Annotated in this window: 19 protein-coding genes and 1 other RNA gene; 4 read left to right on the forward strand and 16 right to left on the reverse strand. The window is 46.8% G+C overall.

All coding sequences use genetic code 11. The annotated features are described in order from the left end of the window. Positions 1 to 110 precede the first annotated feature (110 nt). The 3 genes from FS628_RS28130 (at position 111) to pdxA (ending at position 3,486) form a co-directional block, all read left to right on the forward strand. Positions 111 to 1,097 (forward strand): 2-keto-3-deoxygluconate permease, encoded by a 987-nt coding sequence (locus FS628_RS28130; RefSeq protein ID WP_145326376.1) that lies wholly within the window; start codon positions 111 to 113, stop codon positions 1,095 to 1,097. A 95-nt stretch (positions 1,098 to 1,192) separates the two neighbouring features. Further along, complete coding sequence (locus tag FS628_RS28135) at positions 1,193 to 2,488, forward strand: four-carbon acid sugar kinase family protein (RefSeq protein ID WP_145326377.1); 1,296 nt, start codon at positions 1,193 to 1,195, stop codon at positions 2,486 to 2,488. Continuing rightward, on the forward strand, positions 2,485 to 3,486 hold the full coding sequence (gene pdxA, locus FS628_RS28140) for a 4-hydroxythreonine-4-phosphate dehydrogenase PdxA (RefSeq protein ID WP_062837729.1): 1,002 nt from the start codon (positions 2,485 to 2,487) through the stop codon (positions 3,484 to 3,486). Before FS628_RS28135 ends, pdxA begins: the two co-directional genes overlap by 4 nt. Positions 3,487 to 3,693: 207 nt before the next feature. On the opposite strand, the gene FS628_RS28145 is transcribed toward pdxA, so the two are convergent. Then, positions 3,694 to 4,620 carry a helix-turn-helix transcriptional regulator gene (locus FS628_RS28145; RefSeq protein ID WP_145326378.1) on the reverse strand — a complete coding sequence of 309 codons (927 nt, stop codon included), beginning with the start codon at positions 4,618 to 4,620 and terminating at the stop codon, positions 3,694 to 3,696. Between the two features lie 199 nt (positions 4,621 to 4,819). Between FS628_RS28145 and FS628_RS28150 the strand changes: the two genes are divergently transcribed. Then, on the forward strand, positions 4,820 to 7,993 hold the full coding sequence (locus FS628_RS28150) for an alpha-mannosidase (RefSeq protein WP_145326379.1): 3,174 nt from the start codon (positions 4,820 to 4,822) through the stop codon (positions 7,991 to 7,993). Positions 7,994 to 8,102: 109 nt separating this feature from the next. Here FS628_RS28150 and FS628_RS28155 read toward each other — a convergent pair whose 3' ends face one another. The 15 genes from FS628_RS28155 to tpiA all read right to left on the reverse strand — a co-directional run bounded on the left by FS628_RS28155 (position 8,103) and on the right by tpiA (position 24,240). Further along, the gene (locus FS628_RS28155) at positions 8,103 to 8,957 is read right to left on the reverse strand and encodes an aldo/keto reductase (RefSeq protein WP_145326380.1); all 855 of its coding nucleotides are present in this window, start codon (positions 8,955 to 8,957) and stop codon (positions 8,103 to 8,105) included. 191 nt (positions 8,958 to 9,148) lie between these two features. After that, a complete protein-coding gene (locus tag FS628_RS28160) occupies positions 9,149 to 10,390 on the reverse strand; it encodes a macrolide family glycosyltransferase (protein ID WP_145326381.1) in 1,242 nt (413 codons plus the stop codon). A gap of 193 nt (positions 10,391 to 10,583) precedes the next feature. Next, positions 10,584 to 11,837, reverse strand: a complete 1,254-nt coding sequence (locus tag FS628_RS28165; RefSeq protein ID WP_145326382.1) for a mechanosensitive ion channel family protein — start codon at positions 11,835 to 11,837, stop codon at positions 10,584 to 10,586. 335 nt (positions 11,838 to 12,172) lie between these two features. After that, positions 12,173 to 12,802: a polysaccharide deacetylase family protein gene (locus FS628_RS28170; RefSeq protein WP_145326383.1), complete on the reverse strand. Its 630-nt coding sequence runs from the start codon at positions 12,800 to 12,802 to the stop codon at positions 12,173 to 12,175. Positions 12,803 to 12,907: 105 nt separating this feature from the next. Continuing rightward, positions 12,908 to 13,090, reverse strand: a complete 183-nt coding sequence (locus FS628_RS28175) for a hypothetical protein (protein WP_260871227.1) — start codon at positions 13,088 to 13,090, stop codon at positions 12,908 to 12,910. 69 nt (positions 13,091 to 13,159) lie between these two features. Further along, entirely contained in the window at positions 13,160 to 13,867 is a 708-nt protein-coding gene (locus tag FS628_RS28180; RefSeq protein WP_222125300.1) for a uracil-DNA glycosylase, read from the reverse strand. A 214-nt stretch (positions 13,868 to 14,081) separates the two neighbouring features. Beyond that, positions 14,082 to 14,654, reverse strand: coding sequence for a zeta toxin family protein (locus FS628_RS28185; RefSeq protein ID WP_145326384.1), 573 nt, complete (start codon positions 14,652 to 14,654; stop codon positions 14,082 to 14,084). Then, complete coding sequence (locus tag FS628_RS28190) at positions 14,647 to 14,844, reverse strand: hypothetical protein (RefSeq protein ID WP_105602288.1); 198 nt, start codon at positions 14,842 to 14,844, stop codon at positions 14,647 to 14,649. Before FS628_RS28190 ends, FS628_RS28185 begins: the two co-directional genes overlap by 8 nt. A gap of 87 nt (positions 14,845 to 14,931) precedes the next feature. Then, positions 14,932 to 15,296: a transfer-messenger RNA gene (gene ssrA, locus FS628_RS28195) on the reverse strand. Between the two features lie 586 nt (positions 15,297 to 15,882). Continuing rightward, positions 15,883 to 16,365 carry an SsrA-binding protein SmpB gene (smpB, locus tag FS628_RS28200; RefSeq protein WP_145326385.1) on the reverse strand — a complete coding sequence of 161 codons (483 nt, stop codon included), beginning with the start codon at positions 16,363 to 16,365 and terminating at the stop codon, positions 15,883 to 15,885. Positions 16,366 to 16,616: 251 nt separating this feature from the next. Continuing rightward, the gene (gene rnr, locus FS628_RS28205) at positions 16,617 to 19,412 is read right to left on the reverse strand and encodes a ribonuclease R (protein ID WP_145326386.1); all 2,796 of its coding nucleotides are present in this window, start codon (positions 19,410 to 19,412) and stop codon (positions 16,617 to 16,619) included. Between the two features lie 557 nt (positions 19,413 to 19,969). Beyond that, entirely contained in the window at positions 19,970 to 20,203 is a 234-nt protein-coding gene (gene secG / locus FS628_RS28210) for a preprotein translocase subunit SecG (RefSeq protein WP_062837740.1), read from the reverse strand. Between the two features lie 212 nt (positions 20,204 to 20,415). After that, a complete protein-coding gene (eno, locus tag FS628_RS28215; RefSeq protein WP_062837741.1) occupies positions 20,416 to 21,702 on the reverse strand; it encodes a phosphopyruvate hydratase in 1,287 nt (428 codons plus the stop codon). 239 nt (positions 21,703 to 21,941) lie between these two features. Then, positions 21,942 to 23,486, reverse strand: a complete 1,545-nt coding sequence (gene gpmI, locus FS628_RS28220) for a 2,3-bisphosphoglycerate-independent phosphoglycerate mutase (protein WP_145326387.1) — start codon at positions 23,484 to 23,486, stop codon at positions 21,942 to 21,944. A 1-nt stretch (position 23,487) separates the two neighbouring features. Beyond that, entirely contained in the window at positions 23,488 to 24,240 is a 753-nt protein-coding gene (tpiA, locus tag FS628_RS28225; protein WP_145326388.1) for a triose-phosphate isomerase, read from the reverse strand. Positions 24,241 to 24,242: the final 2 nt, after the last annotated feature.

The raw sequence follows: 24,242 nt of genomic DNA on the forward strand, positions 1-24,242 counted from the left end.
CGAGTATTTAAAATTTACAATAAATTATTGTTGCTATATTAAACGATATGAGATAACATAATCCCTGCAAGCGCTTCATAAAAACGATTACTTCATAAGGAGCTACTACTATGAACATTAAAGCAACTTTAGATCGCATCCCTGGCGGTATGATGGTCGTTCCCCTGTTACTCGGTGCAACCATTAATACATTCTTCCCGAATGCCTTGCGCATTGGTGGATTCACGGAAGCTCTCTTCGTTAACAGTTCCAGTACCTTGATCGCGCTGTTCCTATTGATTGCGGGTACACAGATTACGTTTAAAACAGCAGGTTCTTCTGTCGGCAAAGGTTTGACCTTGCTTACGTTCAAATGGGTGATTGGTGCAGCCCTTGGTTTTATCGCTATTTTGTTCGCGGATTCAAACGGGTTATTTCTCGGCCTTGCCCCGCTTGCCATTATTGCTGCGATGACTAACTCCAACGGCGGTTTGTACATTGCTCTCGCCGGTCAATACGGGAAAGAAGATGACAAAGCAGCCTACCCTTTCCTGGCACTCAGTGATGGTCCTTTCCTGACCATGGTAGCGCTCTCCGTCTTTGGTGCGATGGGTTTTGCGAACGGTATGTTTTCCCCTATGGCCTTTGTCGCAGTATTGCTTCCGCTCATCGTTGGTGTCATTATTGGTAATCTGGACCGCAATCTGGCGGAATGGCTGCATAAAGGCAGTGACAAACTTGTTCCGTTCTTTGCATTTGCTCTGGGTATGAACATTAGCTTCTCCTCCATCATTCAAGGTGGTCTTAGCGGAATTTTACTGGGTGTGTTAACCGTGTTATTAACGGGCGGAATTGGTTTCCTGCTCTTTAAAGCCATCGGCTGGAATCCCATCGTTGGTGCTTCCGAAGGTTCAACTGCCGGGAATGCCGTAGGTACACCTGCTGCCATCGTGGCTGCTAATGCTTCATTTGGCCCGATTGCCGAGATTGCTACTGTGCAAATTGCAGCGAGCGTTGTAACAACAGCCATCCTGTTGCCCATCTTCATCGGGTTCCTCTCCAAACGACTGGAGAAATCAGGTGGAGTTGAGAAATACAATCAACGACCAACCACATAAATGGGTATCACCTGATTTAATTTGCTTAATCTGTGCTTAATGGATGATCTGAACGGACTTTTTATTAAATTGTGCTTACAAGGAGGGATGACTGCATGAAATTAGCCATTATTGCAGATGATTTGACCGGTGCCAATGACAGCGGGGTGCAGCTTGCCCGTCATGGCTTGAAGACCAGTGTTCTTTTTAATATGGATGAAAGCCCTCTTACACGTTACGATGCCGTCGTCTTTGATACAGATAGTCGTTCCATATCCTCGCAGGAAGCGTATGACCGTGTATATCGGGCTGCTGAATTGCTGACGAACAACGGATATGAGACGATTTTCAAAAAAATGGACTCCACCATGCGTGGCAATATCGGCATCGAGATTGATGCTGTATATGATGTCGTAAAGCCGGACTTTATGATGATTGCCCCGGGTTATCCAAAAAATAACCGGACGATATTGGAAGGAATTCATTACCTGAACGGCGTTCCGCTGGCAGATACTGAAATTGCCCATGATCCGAAGACACCTGTAACGATTTCCTACCTTCCCGACTTGTTGAAACAACAGACCAAGTACGAAGTTGGCGAGATCACCGTCGCCGATCTGGAAGCTGGGCAGAATCATATTCGCACCAAGCTAGAACATTTGAAAACAAATAACATCCCGTATGTAATGGTGGACTCCACCGAAGAAAGACATCTGGAACTGATTCTGCAGATGACTCGCGAGTTGGAGTATACCTTTACTTGGGCAGGTTCGGCGGGCATTGCCAATTACCTCCCCGCACATTACGAGTTGGAATCCAGGGCTGCGTCACTTGATATCCCGGAGAATTCCGGTCCAATCTTAACAGTGGTCGGCAGCGTGAACAAAAACTCCCGCGAGCAGCTGCATCGCTTGATGCGCAATTCCCGCGTAGCTTCAATCTCCTTCCATTCTTTCAAAGCGGTATCCGCAACCGCAGACCGCGCGGAAGAGATGGAACGTGTCTATAACGAGGTCCGAGACAAAGCCCTGGAAGGACAAGATGTTGTCCTCTACTCCACCGCTGAACAGGTGGATATTGAACTGGCACGGGCAACGGGCGAAATTCGCGGTCTCAATCACACGGAAGTCAGCAATGAAATTGTACTTGCGATGGGTGAGATCTGTGCCAGACTTCTGGAAGAGGGACTTTTCAAAGGGGTATCCATGACCGGCGGCGATACAGCTAAACAAATCTGTCTGAAATGGAATATTAGCGGCTTCGAGCTGCTGGATGAGCTTGAAATCGGCGTGCCGATCTCCAAGTTTATCGGGATTGATGATCTGCATGTGATTACCAAGGCAGGCGGATTCGGTAAACCGGATGTCTTTATCCATGCGATTCAAAAATTAAAAGGGGGTATTCTCGTATGAAACCTACAATTGGAATTACGATGGGCGACGCAGCAGGTATTGGACCGGAGATTATTATGAAAGCACTGGGTCATCAAGAGATGTACGATCAGTGCAATCCACTCGTTATCGGTGATGCGAAGATTCTGGAGCGTGTGTTGCCAGTCATCGGCTCAAGTCTGAACGTTAATGCGATTCAAGAGCCTTCTGAAGCCAAGTATGAATTCGGTACTGTAGATGTGATTGATCTGAACCTCGTTCCTGCGGATCTGGAATACGGTAAAGTATCTGCCGTGGCTGGGGATGCAGCATTCCAGTTTCTCGCCAAAGCCATTGATCTTGCCAAAAAACAGCAGATTCACTCCATCTGCACCGCGCCTTTGAACAAAGAAGCTCTGCATCAGGGTGGGCACCTGTATCCGGGGCACACCGAGATTCTGGCGGACCTGACGGATACGCAGGACTTCTCGATGATGCTGACCACGCCGAATCTGCGCGTTATTCACCTGACAACACACATGGGTCTGATCGATGCCATTGCGAGTATTAACCCGGAAAGAACCTACACCGTTGTGAAGCTTGCTCATGATACGTTGAAAAAAGCAGGCTTTGAGAATCCGCGCGTTGCCGTATGCGGAATCAATCCTCATGCCGGGGAGAACGGCTTGTTCGGTAATGGAGAAGAAGAAGAGAAACTGCAGCCCGGCATTGAGCGTGCGCAGCAGGAAGGCATTAACGTCGTTGGTCCACTCCCGGCGGACACTCTCTTCTTCCGCGCTGGTCGCGGCGACTTCGATATCGTCGTAGCCTGCTACCACGACCAAGGCCACGCACCGATCAAGGTGATGGGCATCGAGGAAGGCGTGAACATCACCGTTGGCCTGAAAGGCGGTATCATCCGTACGTCTGTCGACCACGGTACAGCCTTCGATATCGCCGGCAAAAACATCGCCGATGATAAAAGCATGCTGGCTGCCATCCGCTCTGCTATTGAGCTGGCACCAAAGGATCAAGTTTAAGAGTAGCCTTTATACGCATATGAGAGCACAAGAATGAGTTTGGTCGTGAGACCATTTCTAGGTAAACGTATCTTTATATAGAAGGAAAAAGGCACTCCCTTTGTAACTTAGAGGGTTTGCCTTTTTTGTATGTCCTCTACACATCCTTGGCTGTCGCGATTTATGCAGCACATCTCCACGGATATCTCCAGATCATCCCGCTTCATTTCAGCGCTCAGGTTTACTCATCATGTTCGCCACTGCATCTTCCCTCTGCAGCTGTCTACTTCGGCGATATGCACTCGGTGACATGCCATTCAGCTTATTGAAAATGCGATTGAATTGAGAGAAGCTGGCGAAGCCACACTGTGATGCAATTACGGTGATTTTTTGGTTAGAGTTCAGGAGCATTTGTTGGGCGTTGCGAATTCGGGTCATCTGAATATACTCGGTAAACGTAAAGCCTGTGACTTTGTTAAACTGACGGGATAGATGATGAGCACTCACGAAAAACCGTTTGGAGATCTCTTCAAGCGACAGCTCATTCTGATAATGGCTGTGAATATACGATGCAATGGCATACATCCGCTGCGATATGGACGAACCTGTCTCTTCACGAACGTAGCTATTCTCTGCTGAGTATCGATGGATCACACATAGAAACTCAACGAACTTGCTATGAATCGCAACTGATTGAAGTGCAGAGGGATTCTGTGATAGAGCAAAGATTTCGTTTAAAGGAGCCATTACCGCCTGGCGCCGTTCTTCTGTAAATCGGAATATCGGGATTGGTTCATCAAAAATCGAAAACAGTTCTTTGTAACCGCTCTCAAGACCAGAAGTATTACGTGGCATGGCAAAGGTGATCATCAATCGTTTGGGTGGCACTCCCTTGGGATATTGCGTTTTGTGTAGTAAGGAAGGCCGCAGCAGAACAATATCATAAGGCTGAATCTCGTACAAACTGCCTTCAATGATGTGTGCAGCCGTGCGATCCAGAAGAATACAGATTTCATAGAAATCGTGGAAATGCTGAAACTCCATATTCAGTTCATGGGAGCGTTCGTCATAATCCAGATGATAAAAAAGTGAATCTCCAGGCTCGTTCACATGGATCGCATATCCCTGCTCGTATGCCAAAACCGATTGTGTCATGGACATGCCCCCTATCCCGATTCTAATGAGTTTATTTTAGCATGAAATGCAATAAAAAGACGTTATTTTCAGCATACAATACGTAGTTTCGCCCATTTCTCTTTTGGTATGATAAAGATAATATGTTAGCGCTTGCATTAACATTGATCCAACAACGACTACAGCCTGTACTTACTATAAACCGAGGTGGGAAACCAACATGAAAATGAATTCCTTGTATACTCGAATCCATACCATTGTGAAACACTTGGGACGTGCACGACTGACCTCCAAGACATATATACCCGAGCTTTATCATAAAGAAAGTGGTTACCATTCCTGGGAACTGGTTCATGAGGACCCTTCCTCCTGGAACGTGTTTCGTAAAGGGGATGGCTGGGGCGGTAAGGATGTACACAGCTGCTTCAAAACCCGGATTCGCGTCCCGGATCATATGGAAGGAAAAAAAGTCGTTTGTACCATCGTCACTGGTGCTGATGATATCTGGAACTATGATAATCCGCAATTCTTGGCATTTCTGAATGGGGAATTGATCTGCGGTCTGGACGTTAACCATACGGAGATTGACCTGACACCCGCTGCGGTAAAAGGTGAAGAATTCGAACTGGCACTCTATGCGTACTGTAGTACTTCGGCAGCGGATGTCTTTCTCAATGTATATATTGCCGAGCATCATCAGCCTGTCTCGGACTTATATTACGATCTCAAGGCTGCGCTGGATGCTGCCGACCTGCTTCGTGAGGATGACCTGGAGCGACTGAAGCTGATTGAACATCTGAATCAGGCGGTAAATTTACTGGATCTACGCCAGGAAAATAGTGCTGCATTTCATGCATCCGTACTGGAAGCCCGCCTCTATATGCAAAATCACATCTACGGTGAAACTCGCCCTGCGGGTGATCACATCCCTACCGTTCACTGCATCGGTCATACCCATATTGATGTGGCATGGCTGTGGACACTGGATCAGACACGGGAAAAGGTCATCCGGAGTTTTGCGAGTGTACTCTACTTGATGGACAAGTTCCCGGAATATACCTTCATGTCCTCACAGCCTCAGCTGTATGCATACCTGAAAGCCGATTACCCGTCTCTATATGAGAAAATCAAGGAAAAGGTAGCCGAAGGCCGCTGGGAAGCGGAAGGTTCAATGTGGCTGGAAGCCGATTGTAACCTGATCTCGGGTGAATCCATGATCCGTCAAATTATATACGGAAAGCGTTTCTTCAAGGAAGAATTCGGCGTGGAGAACCGTGTTCTCTGGCTGCCGGATGTATTTGGTTATAGTGCGGCGATGCCGCAGATTATGCGCAAAAGTGGCATTGATTATTTTATGACAACCAAAATTGCCTGGAACGATACGAACCAGATTCCGAACGACACCATGTACTGGAGAGGCATTGACGGATCTGAGGTGTTAACCCATTTCATCACAGCGACTGACTATGACAAGCATCCTGATTTCAGGCAGCGCCGTTTCGAGACAACCTATAACGGGCGATTCAATGCATCTCAAGTCAAGGGGACATGGCAGCGATACCAGAACAAAAATATCAATGCAGATGTGTTACAGTGCTACGGCTTCGGCGATGGGGGCGGCGGTCCAACCGAGGAGATGCTGGAGTACGGCAGACGGCTTGAAAAAGGGTTGCCAGGCGTACCAGACGTGAAACGTACGTTTGTACGAGAGTTCTTCGAGAAGCTGGAACAGAATCTGGACGATGTTCATTCCGTTCCACGCTGGTCGGGAGAGCTATATCTGGAATACCACCGGGGAACTTACACGTCCATGGCTCGCAACAAACGGTATAACCGGCATAGTGAATTTGCCCTGGCCGATGCCGAACTGTATTCCATGATTCATCGGGAAGCGGATGCACAAGCAGCTTACCCAACAGAAGCACTGGAGCATGCATGGAAGCTGACAATGCTGAACCAGTTCCATGATATTCTGCCAGGCAGCTCCATTGAGCAGGTCTATGTGGATTCGAAGGAGCAATATGAAGAGGTCATTCATGTTACGGATGAGCTGAAGAACAGCGCCCTGAACGGCATTGTAAGCAGCATTACGTCTGACGTTGAAGCCATTGTGGTATTCAACACGACCGGCTTCGAGCGGACGGATGTGGTTGAACTGCCTTCTTTTGCGAGAAATGTGACCGTCTATGATGGTGATCGTTCGGTACCGAGCCAGCGTGCACTGGATGGTGGATTGGTATTCCTCGCTGAAAATGTACCGGCTTCGGGATATAAAACCTTCCGGATCACGGCTGATCTAGCCGACGAACTGGGTGCTGGCGTGTCAGTTGCACAGTGGGAATCGGAACAACGCCACATTCAGACGCCTTGGTACGACATTCACCTGAATGAAAGTGCCGAGTTCATATCCGTATGGGACAAGCTGGAGGGCCGTGAGCTGCTTCAGTCTGGCAAGCGCGGTAACGTGCTGCAAGTATTCGAGGATCGACCTGCGGAATACGAGGCGTGGAACATTGACGATTATTATGAACAGCATATGTGGGAGATTAATGACCTGCAGTCGCTGGAGTGGATTGAAAGTGGGCCAGTGCGTTCCGTGCTTCAAGTGAAGCGACAGTTCCTGGAATCTGTTATTGAGCAGACAATCATCTTCTATGCGCATACGCGCCGGATCGATTTCCGTACGTTTGTAGACTGGAAGCAGGAACACCTGTTATTGAAGGCCGCCTTCCCACTGGATATTTGGAGTGAGAAAGCGGTCTATGAAATCCAGTACGGCAACGTGGAGCGTGCTACCCACCGTAATACAAGCTGGGATCAGGCACGATTTGAAGTGTGTGGACAGAAGTGGGCCGATCTGGCGGAGAACGGATACGGCGCTGCTCTGTTGAACGATTGCAAGTACGGATATGATATTCACAACTCCATCATGCGATTGTCTTTGATCAAAAGTGCCACGTATCCCAATGAGAACGCCGATAAGGAGCAGCATATGTTCACGTACTCCCTCTATCCGCACAAAGGAGATTTCCGTGAGGGACGTGTCATTCAAGCTGCTTATGATATCAACCGCCCTTTGGTTGCCCGTGAAATCGCATCGCAAACCGGTACTTTGCCTGGAGTGTGGTCACTCGCATCGGTTGATCAGGAGAATGTCGTGTTAGAGGTTATCAAAAAAGCCGAGAACAACGATGATATGATCATCCGGATGTACGAAGCACATGGTCGCCGCAGTCGGGCTTCACTTCAGTTGCCTGAGGGATCAGGCTCAACAGCATATGCTTGTGATCTCTTAGAAAATAACGAAGCGGAATGCATCGTGGAGAATGGCCGGATTTCTTTTGATATCAAACCGTACGAAATTTTAACTTTCCGTATCCCTGCGGGACAGTAAACAGAAATTACGCAACATGGAATACTGCAACAATGCTTAATATGCTTCAACAATAAAGGGCTGCCTCCTGTCATATCTGACATGGGAGCAGCCCTTCATTTGTCGTTCTTTAAAATTCTTCATACTCGCTTGGGTCCTGATCCCACAACCGTCCATCCGGACGATTAAATGCAGAGATGACCTGCATCTCTTCTGTGCTCAACTCGAAATCGAATATATCGATATTTTCCTGCTGATGCTGCAAGGAGCCAGCTTTCGGAATTGGAATGGAACCCAGCTGAACATGCCAGCGCAAAATGATCTGGGTTGGCGTTTTGCCATGCGTCTCCGCGATCCGAAGAATGTTCTCATCCTTCAGAATATCCTGTACGGCATCATTGCCACGTCCAATCGGACTCCAGGATTCGTTCACGATGCCATGCTTCGTATCCTGTTCCCGCTGATCGGCCTGGTCGAAGAATGGATGCAGCTCAATCTGATTCAGACTCGGCGCTATTCCCGTTTCCTTAATCAGCCGTTCATTGTGCTCAGGCAAGAAGTTGCTGACTCCAATGGATCGGATATATCCACGTTTTTTAGCTTCGATCAGTGCTTGCCATGCCTCGACATACATGTCCTTCTTCGGATTGGGCCAGTGAATCAGATACAGGTCGTAATAATCCAGATCCGCTCTGTACAGGGATTCCTGGATCGCCACGAGTGCTTTATCATGAGCGTGATAACGCCCCGGCAGCTTCGAGGAAATGAGCAGTTCTTCTCTGGCGATGGAGCTTTGCTTGATAGCTTTGCCCACTGTTGCCTCATTCTCATAGTTATACGCCGTATCAATTAATCGATAACCCGCATCCATTGCGGACGCGATCGATTTAACGCCTTCTTCACCTTTTAAACTATAGGTACCAAATCCAATTGCAGGTACTTTCAAACCATCGTTCAATGTGTATTCAGGGATTGTATGATTCATGTGGGAACTCTCCTTTGTGAAAGGTATGCTTCCTATTTTAATGCGACAAAATGACATGTGCTCTCGGTTATCTCTAACCTTTCCTCAAGCGCTTGAATCAATTGTACACCATCATCGAGAATCCCTTCGACCTCTCGCTCTGTTCACACGGTAAGTCAACCTCTCTAATAAGAGGAAAGTCGCCTCTTCATTCAAGGGAAGAGATAGGTGGCTGATAAAGGTCGATTGCCCAAAAATTCTTTGATGGCAGCAGCAGCCCGCTTATACCCGCCAGCATCACGCAGTGTGTTCCCAATCACTCCTGCATGTTCCCTGTAGGAATCATTGCCGAGCACCTCTAACACCGCGGTTCTCAGTATGTCAGGCGTCAGGTTATTTTTATCCAAGATTACTCCCGCGCCCAACTCCTGTATCCGGCCTGCTACACGAGGCTGATCCGAGGTTAAAGGGAGCATGATCATCGGTACATTGTAATACAAAGCCTCACTTGCACTGTTCATGCCAGCATGTGTCAGGAAAGCATCTACGCACTGCAACACTTCCAGTTGGGGGACATAGGGCCTGATGATGAAATTATCAGGAATGAGATCAGCAATGGGCTCCAAATCGGTATCCTTACCAGAAGACAAGATAAACTGCACAGGCAAATCACGAAAGGCCGTAAAGCAAAGCTTATAAAACTCGAGATCTTTATTTAAAATGGTTCCCATCGAAATATAAACGACCTGCTTATAAAGAGCATGCAGAGATTCATTTGCAAAAGCTGGCGCATCCTTACGAGGAATAATGGACGGGCCAGTGAACACAAAGCTGTCGTCCAGCTTGTCCCCCATGGGTTGAAAATAGCGGCTTGTATAGACAATCTTCAGTTGTCCTGGATGCCCTGAAAGTTCCGCCAGAGAAGGCGCAGCCACATTGAACCGGGAAGCTAATTGTTGAGACATTTCCATAATGCCGTTATATAGCTCCTGGACCTCCTCATTGTCATCCTTCAGATTATGACTACCTGACCCGAGAGGCTCTACAAAAACAAAGGTACTGGTCGAGCAGATCGTGGGTATCCCCAGCTTTTCGCCCAAAATTTGTCCGCCCCAGCCGATTAAGGAATCAAAAATTAAATAGTCATAGGTTTCATTTTCGATCAGATTCAGAACATCCGGAATAAACCGTTGAATTATTTTTTTCAAAATCATATATAAGAATTGGTACGGATGCTTGATTTCAAATGGCTTCATATTGGGGTTGTTGAGCAGGGTTGCCTCGTTGAAGGAGTAAGCTTTAAATTGAGCACCTAACGCTTCAATCTTCGTCCGGTATTTTTCAGTACAACAATAGACGACCTCATCTCCGCTCTCTATCAACTCCTTGATTAACCCGAGCGACGGATTGATATGCCCTTCTGCAGGCATCATCACAACTAACACACGTGCCACGAAGCTCACCTCCATCAAATTTTCCAATAATCAAAGCTGTGCATTGTATATCCATATGATTGAGAAGATAAAGAAAAAATAGAATATGGAAATCAAACCCATATAGATATACTATTAATAATTTCCATTTTTGTAAATGGTACATATGTCACTTTTTAAACAAAAAAAAAGCACCTTTACGGTGCTTCGGATCTCAATATCCGCTCGAATATTGTTTATCCTCTTTCAGTTGCACAATATCATGTCCGGTTGGATTCTGGAACGCACGAAGCCCAAATGTCGAAGCAACCGCAAAGATATGATCAAAGATATCCGCTTGGATCGATTCATATACTCCCCAGGCAGTATCATTGCTAAAAGCGTAGATCTCCAGGGGCAGCCCGTTATCTCCCGGCGCCAGTTGTCTGACAATGAGCGTCATATCCTTATGAATTTTTGGATGATTTCTCAAATACTGATGAATATATTCCCTGAACACACCCACATTCGTGAGTTGTCTTCCGTTCACATTGCTTTCTGTATTCACCTGATGCTCTATGTTGTATGCATGAATTTCTTTTGTTTTTGCCGTGACATAATCAGTCAGGTAGTGAATCTTCTCAAATTCCGCCACCATCTCCTCCGTACAAAAACGGATACTGCTAATATCAATATAGATGCTTCGCTTAATCCTTCTGCCACCAGATACCTGCATACTTCTCCAGTTTCTGAAGGAATCGGAAATCAGGGCGTAGCTTGGAATCATCGTAATGGTCTTATCGAAATTCATAACCTTTACCGTGTTTAGTGTAATGTCGATAACGTCACCGTCTGCATTATATTTCGGCATTTCAATCCAATCACCTACACGTACCATATCATTCGAAGATAGTTGAACGCCGGCCACCAGACCCAATATGGAATCCTTGAATACCAGCATCAGTACAGCCGATAACGCACCAAGTCCACTGAGAATAATCAACGGATTCTGTCCGATCATGTTGGAAATGACGACAATGCCACCAATGATGTATAGCACAATTTTCGCGACTTGAATGTATCCCTTGATCGGTCTGATCTTGGAGACATCATAGGTACGATAAATATCATCAAACACATTGAGTAGTGCGTTAAGCACTGTGATCATGATAACGATCATGTATGTCATCGCAGCCTTTTCAATCAAGGCCTGATAGGACGGGAAAATATAAGCAGAATAATAGATGATAATCGCTGGCACGAGATGCGACAGCTTGTGGAACAATTTTTTCTCTACAATGATGTTGCCCCACTTGTACCGATTGTTATTGACGATATGATTAATTGTCTTCAGCACAATTTTTTTGGCTATAAAATTCGCCAACACCGAGATCACCGCTATAAAAATAACCATAATTATATTCGAAAGATATCCAATGGTTGGCTCACTCATGCCCATTCCCTCTAGTTGATTTCTGATAAAGTCCATTGTTTCCTCCTGACATCGTCTAGTTTAGCCTATTATTATAAAGTAGATTAGGATGGTAAGCAAAATACGCAGTAGAACTCTTAGTTTTCTCGATCCCCGTCATAGATAGAAAACTTAACTAAAATCGATCATACCGCTTACTAATTATATGATTTTCTCTTCTGTAATATTTCCTGTTACCAAATTCGATATTTGCAGGATGACTAGGATAATGTTCTCGTAATATTATGCTTGGGAGGATATCTGCTTACTAAGCCACTACACTTCTCCCAAACAAAAAAGGACCTTGTCATTCCACAGAATGATAGGCCCGTTCTATTTAATCTCATTTGATTTTATTGCATGTCCTCAGCTAGTTCCAACAACTCACTCACCGTCACCAAACGATATCCTTCCGCAACCATTTCATCCACCAGCACACGAACCGCCTCCACCGTCAGGGAACGATCCCCGTACCCATCATGAAATATTAACACGCTACCGGGTTTCACCGCAGATCGGCTATGCTCCAAAATATGCTCAACGCCGGGATTGTCCCAATCTTTCGCTTCACCGTTCACCGCACCAATCGTTCGATATCCACGCTCCGCCGCCAGAGATAGAATATCATCATTTACACCAAAATACGGCGGGCGAAAGCAGCGGGCAGGTTGTCCCGTGACTTCTTGAACAAGGTTTTCCGCACGTTGCAGCTCGCCCCCTGCCTCCTCCAGTGTCAGCTTGGTCAGATCCGGATGCGTATATGTATGGTTGGCGATCTCATGCCCTTCACGGTGCACCTCCGCCGCAATCTCCGGGTGGGCCTCCATCTCTTTGCCAATCATGAAAAATGTTGCCCTCCCACCGGCACGGCGGAAAATCTCAAGCACTTGATGTGTATACACCGGATGTGGACCATCATCAAATGTGAACGCCACAACCTTTTCTTGAACAGATTCCTGCTCTACCAACGCGATATTGACCATGAAATCATGACTCCTCTCTGCAACGATCTGGCTGTTACCCTCTTATTATTCCATGGACGTAGGCTCCGGTCTAGTCCAGTGATCATAACTTCATCGCCTTCTAATCTAACCTTTGATCGCACCTGCGATCATGCTCTTCTGCACCTGTTTATTTAGCAGCAGATAGATGACCACCGTTGGCACCGTCGTAATCATCAGTCCCGCACCAATGATGCCGAATGCCACATAGGGAATGATCAGTGACCAGTAGCTGTTCAACAAGCTCAGATTCTTTAAAAGAATAAACAATGGCAGCAGTCCGCTTCACCAGCCAAGGTATAAATGAAGTTCTCTCCAGTTTCGAAAAAAGGACTAGGACTAAATAATCATCCGCACTGCTTCTCGAAATAATACTGCCCTTCCATTCGCAGGATGTGGAACATGGTCATGCTTGATTCGATAGAGACTTAACGTGTCTGCTGATTTTCTGCCAATAGCCACAATCTGAGCATCAGGATTCAGTCCGATAAGCTCCCTAGCATATAGCAGACCATCCTCTAACTCTGCAGAAGTCGGCGTTCGATTCGTCATCATGTTTTGAGAAGATTGATAAGGGTGAAAGGGATACATGTTCCAAAATATAAAGTCTGTTGGCTTCCACTTCTGACCGGATAGAACTACATCCCATATAATGGATGCTGTTGGTTCTGCGAATCCATACTGTGCCTGACTCCGGTTAGGTTTAGCGATATTGGGAAGACTTGTCCGGACACCAGGCTCGCCTGGAAAAATCATTTGGTGATCCACCAGCAAGTGATTCCCGGTAACCATTCGCTCGGACGTCAAAGGTACGCCAGAGAACCTCGCCCCTTGATAGCCCACGGCTTCAGCAATAAAAATGTACCGAGCCTTGGACATTCTTGGTTCCAAATACCTGACCAAATGTTCAGAACGAATCTTCACCGCTTCGGGGCCGATATCATAGCCCGTCACATAATCTCTCCAAGGATTAATCACATTTACTGGCGAGACATATGCTTGTATCCCTGCAACAAACTCGCGGATCTGTTGCTGTGTTTGGCTCATGTTTCTTTGCCTCCTTTGGGAGATTACGGAGTAATTACGGCTTCCATCAGCATAATTTAAAAAGATTATAGCATAAACAAAAAAACCACCAACCAGATTACTGATTGATGGTTTCTTGACTCTAATGGAGGCGAGGGGCATAGAACCCTTGACCCGAAGATAACGACATATAATCCTCAATAGGCATAGTCACAGTTTTAATATCACCCGAGTATCAGTATCCAACAAGAACAGGATTAGACCAACTAGGTATTGACTCAACACAATAGATCAAGTTACCCTGCGTGATTTCGGCAACAATTAAAGGCTCATATGTATTATCAATGATGATAACCTGGTCTGCGATGGATAGAGCAGGTTTAAGGTTCTTCAACGACTGACCATATCGATAACGAATGTCCTCTTCTGCAATCCAATGTCCACCTTGTTCAACACGAGATGCAACACGATCTATATGCATTTGAACGTCCTCAAGGCCGATATAGTATACGACAATTTCGTAACTGTTTTCTTTTGCAATTTGCATGTGTTTCAAAACAAATGATCCAGATAATGTCGTTTCAATAGCGAAGTTTTCACCATTTTTTATGAGTGATCGGATTCTTTTCACAGCTTCCCTTCCAGCAGACAGGTCAGCACTACGTGGGTCCTCTGGCTTCAACTCCCGTGCAATCTGATCAGGATCAACCAGTTCACCGAGCCACTCTCTCATTTGCATGCTGAGTGTACTTTTCCCTGCTCCATTGGTCCCAGCAAACACAGTCATGACTGGTTTCGTTTCACTCATGATAATCAAACTCCTGGCGTTTCCCAGTAGCATCGAATATAATTTCGAATTTATTACCTTCAGCATCCTCACGAACGCGTTTGTTATTCTTTATATAATAAATAGAAGCACCAGACTCTTTAGCCTGCTTCCTTGCATGTTGATTTGCTTTTTTTAAAATTGCTTGGAGCTGTTCTCGATTTTCAAACATCTTGAGTCCCCCAATCTAAATTTATGCTTATTATATCATAAACTGAAAAACCACCAACCAGAACACTGGTTGGTGGTTTTTGCTTACTAATGGAGGCGAGGGGAGTCGAACCCCTGTCCGAAGATAACGACACATAAGCTTCTACGGGTGTAGTCACAGTTTTGATGTCACCCGAGTATCGCCCCGTAACCGGCTATACGTTGGGTCAGCCTGATTGTCTTCTTCAGCACACCCCAGGCGGAGATGTGACAGCGTATCCCACTACTTGTTAGCCCCTAATCCTGTCACATGGGCGATGCAGGTTAGAAGCACGCACACAGTTTCTTAGGCTGCGAAAGCGTAGTTTGTTTGTTGTTTGCCGTTTAATAGGCTTTAGCGTTGATGAAGCGGACGCGTCCCCACTACCCGCTACCCATGCTCGAACTATCCCCGTCGAATCCATAAACGCCCCCTCAATTAAGAAGGGCTCCAGGATTAATCCGTGAATACGGAGCAAAGGTGCTGCACATCTTTTTCCTCCAAGGTAAAAAGATGCTTCTTTCAAACTCGGCATTCCTGTCTGCTACATGAGTAATCATAACACAGGACACATCACCGAAATAGTACAGATTGCTGGAAGACGTTCCAACAGGTGAGCAACTGTGCAAGTATATCCAATGCAACAGATGGCTCAATCGTCTACATATTATACCTCGTCACCAATCGGAAGTAAAGTTTACCCAGATCAGATCACGAACAACTGCACCTAAGTAACTTACCCATGATTAAAGTAAACTACGCAACAGTCTGATATTTCATATTTCAGCACCTACCAAGCTCATGCTTCTAGTCCTCCAATGCATAACAGCCAAATTCACCACAGTACACTTCAGCAACTCACATAACAGTACCTTCCCCAAAACAAATAAAAAAAGCCTCAATCTTGCCCCTTACAGGACAAAACTTGAGACTCCTTACCTCGTACATCATTCTTCCTAGCTCCATCACGGAAACTATCTTATATGCCTAAGATGCAGCTTTTCACGCCAAGGGATCCAATCAACGTGCAATCTTCTGCTTCTCGCGCATTGCCCGTTGGATATCACGTTGTGCATCCCGCTTGGCTGCAGTCTCCCGTTTGTCGAACTGTTTCTTACCTTTACCCAGTCCAAGCAGCAGCTTCGCATACCCGTTGCGGATATAGATCTTCAGCGGCACAATGCTGTATCCATCCTGTTTCGACAGACCGAGCAGCTTGTGAATCTGCACTTTATGCATCAGCAACTTGCGCGTACGTGTTGGATCGAGTGGATTATTTCGGTTTCCTTGTTCAAAAGGACTAATATGCATATTGTGAATATGAATCTCACCGTTCCGAATTGTGGCAAATGCATCACCAATATTCGCACGGCCGTTGCGAAGAGATTTGATCTCCGTTCCGGTAAGCACCATGCCCGCTTCATACGTATCTTCAATGAAGTAGTCATGGGAAGCCTTTTTATTCTGTGCGAGCACTTTACTCTGTCCATCATTCTTGCCCATGTCCTCACTCCTTCTCCGTAAAATATGCCGGTACCATGCTCTATAGCAGCGCACCCAATGTTGCACCAAGGTACCACATGCCAGACCTTAATTGTAGCAAGTACGGCTGTTAAAATCAAGAAAGAGGCGGCCTCTGCCGCCCCTCCTAATTACACCACTTTCGAACTGTGCGAAACAACACACAACTGAAGTGATTATCTCTCTCACACTTAACTTGGAGGAACCATCCATCTCTCCAAGTTACGTTAGCTTTATTTTTTCTTTTTCCGTACAAAAGCTGCGGTGCCGTTACCAGCTGCACCTTTGCTCTTCTTACGCTTGCGACGTGGTGCTCCGCCTTCCTGAGCGCCACCAGGTGTTGCTGCTTCTCCGATAAACACGCCGCTTGGTGAAGTGTTCTTGCGTCCACTTCCGCCTTTGCCACCTTTACCGCCGCCCTTGCCGGACTTGAAGCTTCCTTCACCACGACCGCTGCCGCTGTTCAGACCACTTCCTTGTCCACCCGCTGAACCACTATCCGGTCCACCCGCTGTAGAGCTATAACCACCTTTACCTGAGCCAAAACCAAAACTTACCGCGCCTTTGCCCCGGCCAGTCGATCCGCCAGCTTCACCAGCACGACGCTCACCCTTCGGTTTGCCTCCGGCTTTACCAGCATAGCCACCCGATGAGCCTGCGCCGGCTCCTGCACTCGCAGCACCACTGCGACCGCCACGTCCACCTTTGCTGCTATCTTCTGGTGATCTGCCAACACGGTTTCCTCCAGCACCGGATGAGCCGCCTTTGCCGCCACGCGAACCGCTGAATCCACCTGGTCCACCCTTGGCACCGCCGCGTCCGCCGCCGCTACTAGGACGTCCACCTTTACCGCCACGTCCGCCACCGAAGCCGCCAGGACGTTCACCGCGAGGTTTCATATCCACCATTTCAAAATCAATCGTATACTCTTCCATGCTTACACGTGCCACACGGATCTTCACTTCATCACCGATGCGGAAAACTTTCGAGGTACGTTCACCAATCAGAGCCATATGCTGATCGTCAAAATGGTAATAGTCGTCCGTGAGCGCGCTCAGTCGAATCAGGCCTTCAACCGTGTTTTCCAACTCAATAAACATACCGAAACTGGTCACACTGCTGATCATGCCTTCGAACTCTTCGCCTACTTTATCGAGCATGTACTCGGCTTTCTTCATTTTCTCTGTATCCCGCTCAGCTTCTACGGCCACACGTTCACGTTCCGAAGACTGCTGGGCAATATCGGACATGCGTCCAGCCAGATACTCCTGACGGTTCTCCGGCAAAGCGCCTTTGTTCTCAATGACTTCGCGAATCACCCGGTGAATCACGAGATCGGGATAACGACGAATCGGAGACGTAAAGTGACTGTAGAATTCTGCTGCAAGGCCAAAGTGACCCGACATTTCGGAATCATACTTCGCCTGTTTCATGGAACGCAACATCATCGTGCTGATCACGGTCTGTTCTTTCGTACCGTTAATATCCTCCAACAACGACTGAAGTGCCCGTGGATGAATCGCGTTGCCACGTCCTTTGACCTGATGTCCGAAATTCGCCGCAAAGGCGAGGAAATTTTGCAGTTTTTCCTGATCTGGGTCTTCATGCACACGATAAATGAAAGGAACCTTCAACCAGTGGAAATGCTCTGCTACCGTTTCATTGGCCGCAAGCATGAATTCCTCAATGATTTGCTCCGCAATTGAACGCTCCCGTTTTACGATATCGACCGGTTTGCATTCGGCGTCCACAATGATTTTGGATTCTTCAAAATCAAAGTCAACCGCGCCGCGACGCATACGCATAGCACGCAGTTTCAAAGCAATCTCTTTCATCAGATGGAAATCATCCACCAGATCCTTATAACGCTCGAGCAATTCCGGCTCTTCACCTTCAAGGATTTTACGAACGTTAGAATACGTCATACGTTCTTTGGTTTTAATTACACTCGTAAAGATGTCATGTTTCACGACCTTCATCTGGTCGTTGAACTCCATCTCACAAGACAGGGTCAAACGGTCTACCTGCGGGTTCAAACTACAGATCCCGTTGGACAGACGCTGTGGAAGCATTGGAATAACCCGGTCCACCAGATATACACTGCATCCGCGGTTGTATGCTTCCTGATCCAACAGAGAATTCTCCTGCACATAATAGCCAACGTCGGCAATGTGTACTCCCAGACGATAGTTGCCATTAGGCAGTTTCTCTACGTTAACAGCATCATCCAAGTCCTTGGCATCTTCACCATCAATTGTGACAATGTTAAGTCCACGCAGATCTCGACGGCCCTGTTGGACAATCTCTTCATCGGTGATGGAGTCTGGAGCTTTCTCAGCTTCATGGACCACTTCGTCCGGGAAAGCTTCGGGCAGCTGATGCTTGCGAATAACGGACAAAATATCGATACCCGGCTCATCCTTATGACCGAGGATCTCAATTACTTCACCCTCAGCTGCAGCACGGCCCTCCGGATAGCTGACGATCTTTGCTACGACTTTCTGTCCATCAACAGCCCCTGCAAAGTTAGTGCGCGGGATGAAAATATCGCGATTAATCCGTTTGTCATCCGGAATAACGAAACCGTACACTTCATGGCTTTGGAACACACCAACGACTTGTGTCACAGCGCGAGTAACAATGCGAACGATTTCACCTTCAAGGCGACCGCCAGAAGGTCCTTGAGACGTGACTTTAACCAATACCGTGTCACCATTCATCGCACTCTTCATATCATTGGCGTGAATGTACACATCCGGGTGCTCCCGATCCTCAGGAATGAGGAAAGCGAACCCTTTGGCATGAGCCTGTAAACGTCCACGTACCAAGTCCATGCGCTCTGGCATACCATAGCGATTGTTACGGGTCAGCAAAACTTTACCGGATTCCTCCAGCGTATTAAGCATAATCAAAAAGGCTTTGAAATCAGCTGCATCTTCGATCGCGAAGTGCTGTTCCAACTCCTGGTAAGTCATGGGTTTATAAGCGGTCTCCCGCATGAAGTCGAGCAATTGTTGTTCTGTTATCATTAATATATTCACCTCGGGAAACATAAAAGTGTAATCAAGTCTCATCTCTTTATGTATCGGAATTCTTACCATTTTCATGATACATATTGCCATTCTCGTGTAGAGTGTAGTAGTGCAACCATACTATCTCATACCCTAGTATACACGAATTCAATCCGGACCATCCGTACCTCGCAAAAAAACCACAGTGGCCTGACACTCCGCTATAATCACGCTTTCACATATCTCTACAGACATTTTATGCGGCACATATACAGTACGCATCTGGAAAAGGACTAGACCCGAAAAGTTTTCTGTACACATGACATTCATTATAAGGAGTGAATTCGCGTAACGAATAAGCGAGGGACATACCATGCATGATAGGGGTGTTTCACGCTAAGGAAGGAATTCTGAACAGAAGTTGAGAAGAAGACCGAAATCATGGAGTCTATTAGTCATTGGAAAAGTTTGGACGCGTAAGAATTTATTAAAAAACCCCCGTTTCTCCACGAAACGAAGGTTTATCAATTAAGCCATTAGCTTAAAAGCTATTCATTGCCGTGCTGATCCAATTCTTATTTGGAAACAACCGTAACAATAATAGACAAAATCATAAATCCTGCACCCAGTACCACCGTTGCACGTTGCAGGAAGAGATCCAATCCGCGCGCTTTCGTTTTACCGAAAAGATGTTCCGCACCACCGGAGATGGCACCCGCCAAACCAGCGCTTTTCCCGTGCTGCAGCAATACTACAGTGATTAGACCGATCGAGAAGACAACGAGCAGCAGTTTCAAAGCAATATCCATTCTTTCCACCTCCTACCCATGTGGGCATAACATCTCACCATAAAAACAGTTACTTTAATTGTAACATAGCTATTGTTGTGATACAAGTATTGCAGTTCAAGCAATTCCCTAAATTTCACCATCTACCCGATCCATACGGTATAGCATTACTGTGTTTTAATAAAAAAGACAAGCCGGTTACCCGGCTTGCCCGTAAAAGCTGGATATCCAGCTTATTTTTTAAGGTTGTAGAACCCTTTAAGACCATTGTATTGAGCCAGTTCACCCAGTTGATCCTCAATGCGGAGCAATTGGTTGTACTTCGCGATACGGTCTGTACGGGAAGGAGCACCCGTTTTGATTTGACCAGCGTTAGTTGCAACAGCGATGTCAGCGATTGTGCTGTCTTCGGACTCACCGGAACGGTGGGAGATTACAGCTGTGTATCCTGCGCGTTTAGCCATTTCGATTGCATCAAATGTTTCAGTCAATGTACCGATTTGGTTAACTTTGATCAAGATGGAGTTACCGATACCTTCGTCGATACCTCTGCCCAGACGCTCAGTGTTTGTTACGAACAGGTCATCACCAACGAGTTGTACTTTGTCTCCCAATTTCTCAGTGAGCAATTTCCAACCATCCCAGTCATCTTCGGACATACCGTCTTCGATTGTGATGATTGGGTATTTCTCAACCCATGAAGCCAGAAGGTCAACATACTCAGCGGAAGTGTAAGATTTACCTTCGCCAGCAAGTGTGTACTTACCATCTTTATAGAACTCAGTGGAAGCAACGTCCATACCCAGGAATACGTCAACACCTGGTTTGTAACCTGCTTTTTCAATTGCTTCGATGATTGTAGTGATTGCTTCTTCGTTCGAACCAAGGTTCGGTGCGAAACCACCTTCGTCACCTACAGCTGTGTTCAATCCTTTTGAGCTCAATACGGATTTCAAGTTGTGGAAGATCTCTGCACCTACGCGAAGAGCTTCTTTGAAGCTTGGTGCTCCAACTGGAAGAACCATGAACTCTTGAACGTCGATGTTGTTGTCAGCATGCTCACCACCGTTGATGATGTTCATCATTGGAACTGGCAATGCTTTAGCGTTGAATCCGCCCAGGTAAACGTACAATGGCAGGTCCAGAGCGTCAGCAGCTGCGCGAGCTACTGCCATGGATACAGCCAGGATTGCGTTAGCACCCAGTTTACCTTTGTTTGGCGTACCATCCAAAGTGATCATCAATTTGTCGATACCCAGTTGATCCAATGCATCCATACCGATAACTTCTGGAGCGATTGTTTCGTTTACGTTTTTAACAGCTTGCAGAACGCCTTTACCGAGGTAACGGGATTTGTCACCATCGCGAAGCTCAACTGCTTCGTGGGCACCAGTGGATGCACCGGATGGAACGATTGCGCGTCCGATTGCGCCGGACTCCAGGTATACTTCAACTTCTACTGTAGGGTTACCGCGGGAGTCGAGGACTTCGCGAGCGTACACGTCAGAAATAATAGTCATTTTTGATAATCTCCTTTATAGTTGGGATTTAATTTTGGACCAACTTGTGTTTGCCCTTATTTCACTACGTCAACAGAATCGTCTTCCGATCGCTGTTATCCCCTGATTCCTTTGAACTTATTTTCATAAGTTGAAATCATGTGATAAAGGCGAACGCGTTGCTTCTTCAGACTATTTCTGTTGCCTTCGTTCAATGTGCAAACGCCAAACCGTCCAATTTATATATGTTGCTGCGTAATTTATTTACGGGTAGCGATGACGGATGTACCTGTCATCTCAGCAGGTTTAGGCAATTGCATCAGGTCAAGGATCGTTGGCGCGATATCCGCCAAGATTCCGCCTTCACGCAGGGTTACATTTGCATCGGTAACGATGAATGGAACTGGGTTCGTTGTATGAGCTGTGAACGGACGTCCTTGCTCATCGAACACCATATCCGCGTTACCATGATCCGCCGTGATCAGTACAACGCCGCCTTTGGCAAGTACTGCATCTACAACACGACCCATGCACTCATCTGTTACTTCAACCGCTTTGATGGTAGGCTCCAGCATGCCGGAGTGTCCAACCATATCAGGGTTAGCAAAGTTCAGAATGATGGCATCATGTTTGTCTGCTTCAATCTCGCGAACACATGCATCAGCCACTTCATACGCGCTCATCTCCGGCTGCAGGTCATACGTTGCAACTTTTGGTGAGTTAATCAGTACGCGAGTTTCGCCCGGAAGCTCCACATCACGACCGCCGCTGAAGAAGAAGGTAACGTGCGGGTATTTCTCAGTTTCTGCAATACGCAGTTGTTTTTTGTTGTTCTGTACCAGAACTTCACCCAACGTATTGTCGAGGTTCTTCGGCGAATAAGCCACATAACCTTCAACCGTCTCGCTGAACAAAGTCAAGCAAACAAAGTGCAAGCCCACAGGGAACTTCGGACCACGATCGAAACCGCGGAAATCTTGGTTCGTGAATACTTGCGACAACTGGATCGCACGGTCAGGGCGGAAGTTGAGGAAGATGACGGAATCGCCGCTTTCCACCAAACCTACCGGCTCACCATCCGCTTTGACGATAACCGTTGGTTCAACGAATTCATCAAATACGGATTTCTCATACGATTCTTCAACCGCTTTGAGTGGGTCAGTGTATTTCGGTCCATCTCCATAAACGATGGCGCGGTATGATTTCTCAACCCGTTCCCAACGTTTGTCACGGTCCATCGCGTAATAGCGACCTTGAACCGTTGCGATTTTCCCTACACCAACTTCTTCAATCTTGGCGATCAGCTTCTGCATGAAGTCTCTACCACTGTCTGGCATAACATCACGGCCATCCATGAAGGCATGAATATATACATCGTTCATTTCTTCTTTTTTGGCCAGATCCAGCATAGCAAACAGGTGGTCGATGTGACTATGTACGCCGCCATCGGACAACAAACCGTAGAGATGAAGTTTTTTACCGCTTTGTTTCGCTTCGCGAACAGCTTTGACAAGTGTTTCATTGTCGTAGAACTCACCGTCACGAATGGATTTGGAGATACGGGTCAAATCCTGGTATACGATCCGGCCGGCACCAATGTTCAGGTGACCTACCTCGGAATTTCCCATTTGCCCTTCTGGCAAACCTACAGCCTCACCGCAAGCAGTGAGCGTTGTATGTGGGAATTGGCTCATGAAACGGTCATAGTTAGGTTTCTTGGCTTGCGCTACCGCGTTGCCTTCCACCGTGTTACGCAGACCAAAGCCATCCATGATGATCAATGCTACAGGTTTTGGAGCTGTCATCTTACTTCGCCCCCTCAACAAGCGCGATGAACGAAGCCGGCTGCAAGCTGGCACCGCCAACAAGTGCGCCGTCGATGTCGCTTTGTCCGAGGTATTCTGTTACGTTCTCTGGTTTAACACTGCCGCCGTATTGAATACGAACTGCACTCGCAACCGTCTCGTTGTACAGATCCTTCACCAGCGTACGGATGTAAGCAATAACTTCATTCGCATCTTGGGAAGTTGAGGATTTGCCTGTGCCAATCGCCCAGATTGGCTCATAAGCGATAACGACTTGTGCCGCTTGCTCTGCGGACAGACCTTCAAAAGCAGCTACCGTTTGCACTTTGCATACGTCTTTTGTTTGGTTCGCTTCACGCTCTTCAAGCGTCTCACCAAGACAGAAGATTGGAGTCAATCCGTGACGGAATGCTGCATGCAACTTTTTATTGACAGTCTCATCGGTTTCCGCAAAATATTGACGGCGCTCCGAGTGACCAATAATGACGTAATCCAAACCCAGGTCTTTCAGCATTACACCGCTGATTTCACCTGTGAATGCACCGTTGTCTTCAAAATGAAGATTTTGTGCACCAATTTTGATGTTTGTGCCTTTAACGGCTTCTACCAGGGATGGCAGATTTGTAAACGGTGCGCAGATTACAGTCTCCACGCCTTCAACTTCCGCTTTTCCTTTAACTTCCTGAATGAAGTCATTGGATTCGGAAACGGTTTTGAACATTTTCCAGTTACCTGCGATAATCGGTGTTCTCATGG

Source organism: Paenibacillus xylanexedens (genome assembly GCF_007676705.1).
GTDB classification, from domain to species: domain Bacteria; phylum Bacillota; class Bacilli; order Paenibacillales; family Paenibacillaceae; genus Paenibacillus; species Paenibacillus xylanexedens_C.

What these genes read in the sequence shown, in the direction of transcription:
- gpmI (WP_145326387.1), bottom strand. Translation starts at nt 23,486, where the DNA reads ATGACAGCTCCAAAACCTGTAGCATTGATCATCATGGATGGCTTTGGT.
- FS628_RS28145 (WP_145326378.1), bottom strand. Translation starts at nt 4,620, where the DNA reads ATGACACAATCGGTTTTGGCATACGAGCAGGGATATGCGATCCATGTG.
- rnr (WP_145326386.1), bottom strand. Translation starts at nt 19,412, where the DNA reads ATGATAACAGAACAACAATTGCTCGACTTCATGCGGGAGACCGCTTAT.
- FS628_RS28180 (WP_222125300.1), bottom strand. Translation starts at nt 13,867, where the DNA reads ATGAGCCAAACACAGCAACAGATCCGCGAGTTTGTTGCAGGGATACAA.
- FS628_RS28150 (WP_145326379.1), top strand. Translation starts at nt 4,820, where the DNA reads ATGAAAATGAATTCCTTGTATACTCGAATCCATACCATTGTGAAACAC.
- tpiA (WP_145326388.1), bottom strand. Translation starts at nt 24,240, where the DNA reads ATGAGAACACCGATTATCGCAGGTAACTGGAAAATGTTCAAAACCGTT.
- eno (WP_062837741.1), bottom strand. Translation starts at nt 21,702, where the DNA reads ATGACTATTATTTCTGACGTGTACGCTCGCGAAGTCCTCGACTCCCGC.
- FS628_RS28155 (WP_145326380.1), bottom strand. Translation starts at nt 8,957, where the DNA reads ATGAATCATACAATCCCTGAATACACATTGAACGATGGTTTGAAAGTA.
- smpB (WP_145326385.1), bottom strand. Translation starts at nt 16,365, where the DNA reads ATGGGCAAGAATGATGGACAGAGTAAAGTGCTCGCACAGAATAAAAAG.
- FS628_RS28170 (WP_145326383.1), bottom strand. Translation starts at nt 12,802, where the DNA reads ATGGTCAATATCGCGTTGGTAGAGCAGGAATCTGTTCAAGAAAAGGTT.
- pdxA (WP_062837729.1), top strand. Translation starts at nt 2,485, where the DNA reads ATGAAACCTACAATTGGAATTACGATGGGCGACGCAGCAGGTATTGGA.
- FS628_RS28185 (WP_145326384.1), bottom strand. Translation starts at nt 14,654, where the DNA reads ATGAGTGAAACGAAACCAGTCATGACTGTGTTTGCTGGGACCAATGGA.
- FS628_RS28165 (WP_145326382.1), bottom strand. Translation starts at nt 11,837, where the DNA reads ATGGACTTTATCAGAAATCAACTAGAGGGAATGGGCATGAGTGAGCCA.
- FS628_RS28190 (WP_105602288.1), bottom strand. Translation starts at nt 14,844, where the DNA reads ATGTTTGAAAATCGAGAACAGCTCCAAGCAATTTTAAAAAAAGCAAAT.
- FS628_RS28135 (WP_145326377.1), top strand. Translation starts at nt 1,193, where the DNA reads ATGAAATTAGCCATTATTGCAGATGATTTGACCGGTGCCAATGACAGC.
- secG (WP_062837740.1), bottom strand. Translation starts at nt 20,203, where the DNA reads ATGGATATTGCTTTGAAACTGCTGCTCGTTGTCTTCTCGATCGGTCTA.
- FS628_RS28130 (WP_145326376.1), top strand. Translation starts at nt 111, where the DNA reads ATGAACATTAAAGCAACTTTAGATCGCATCCCTGGCGGTATGATGGTC.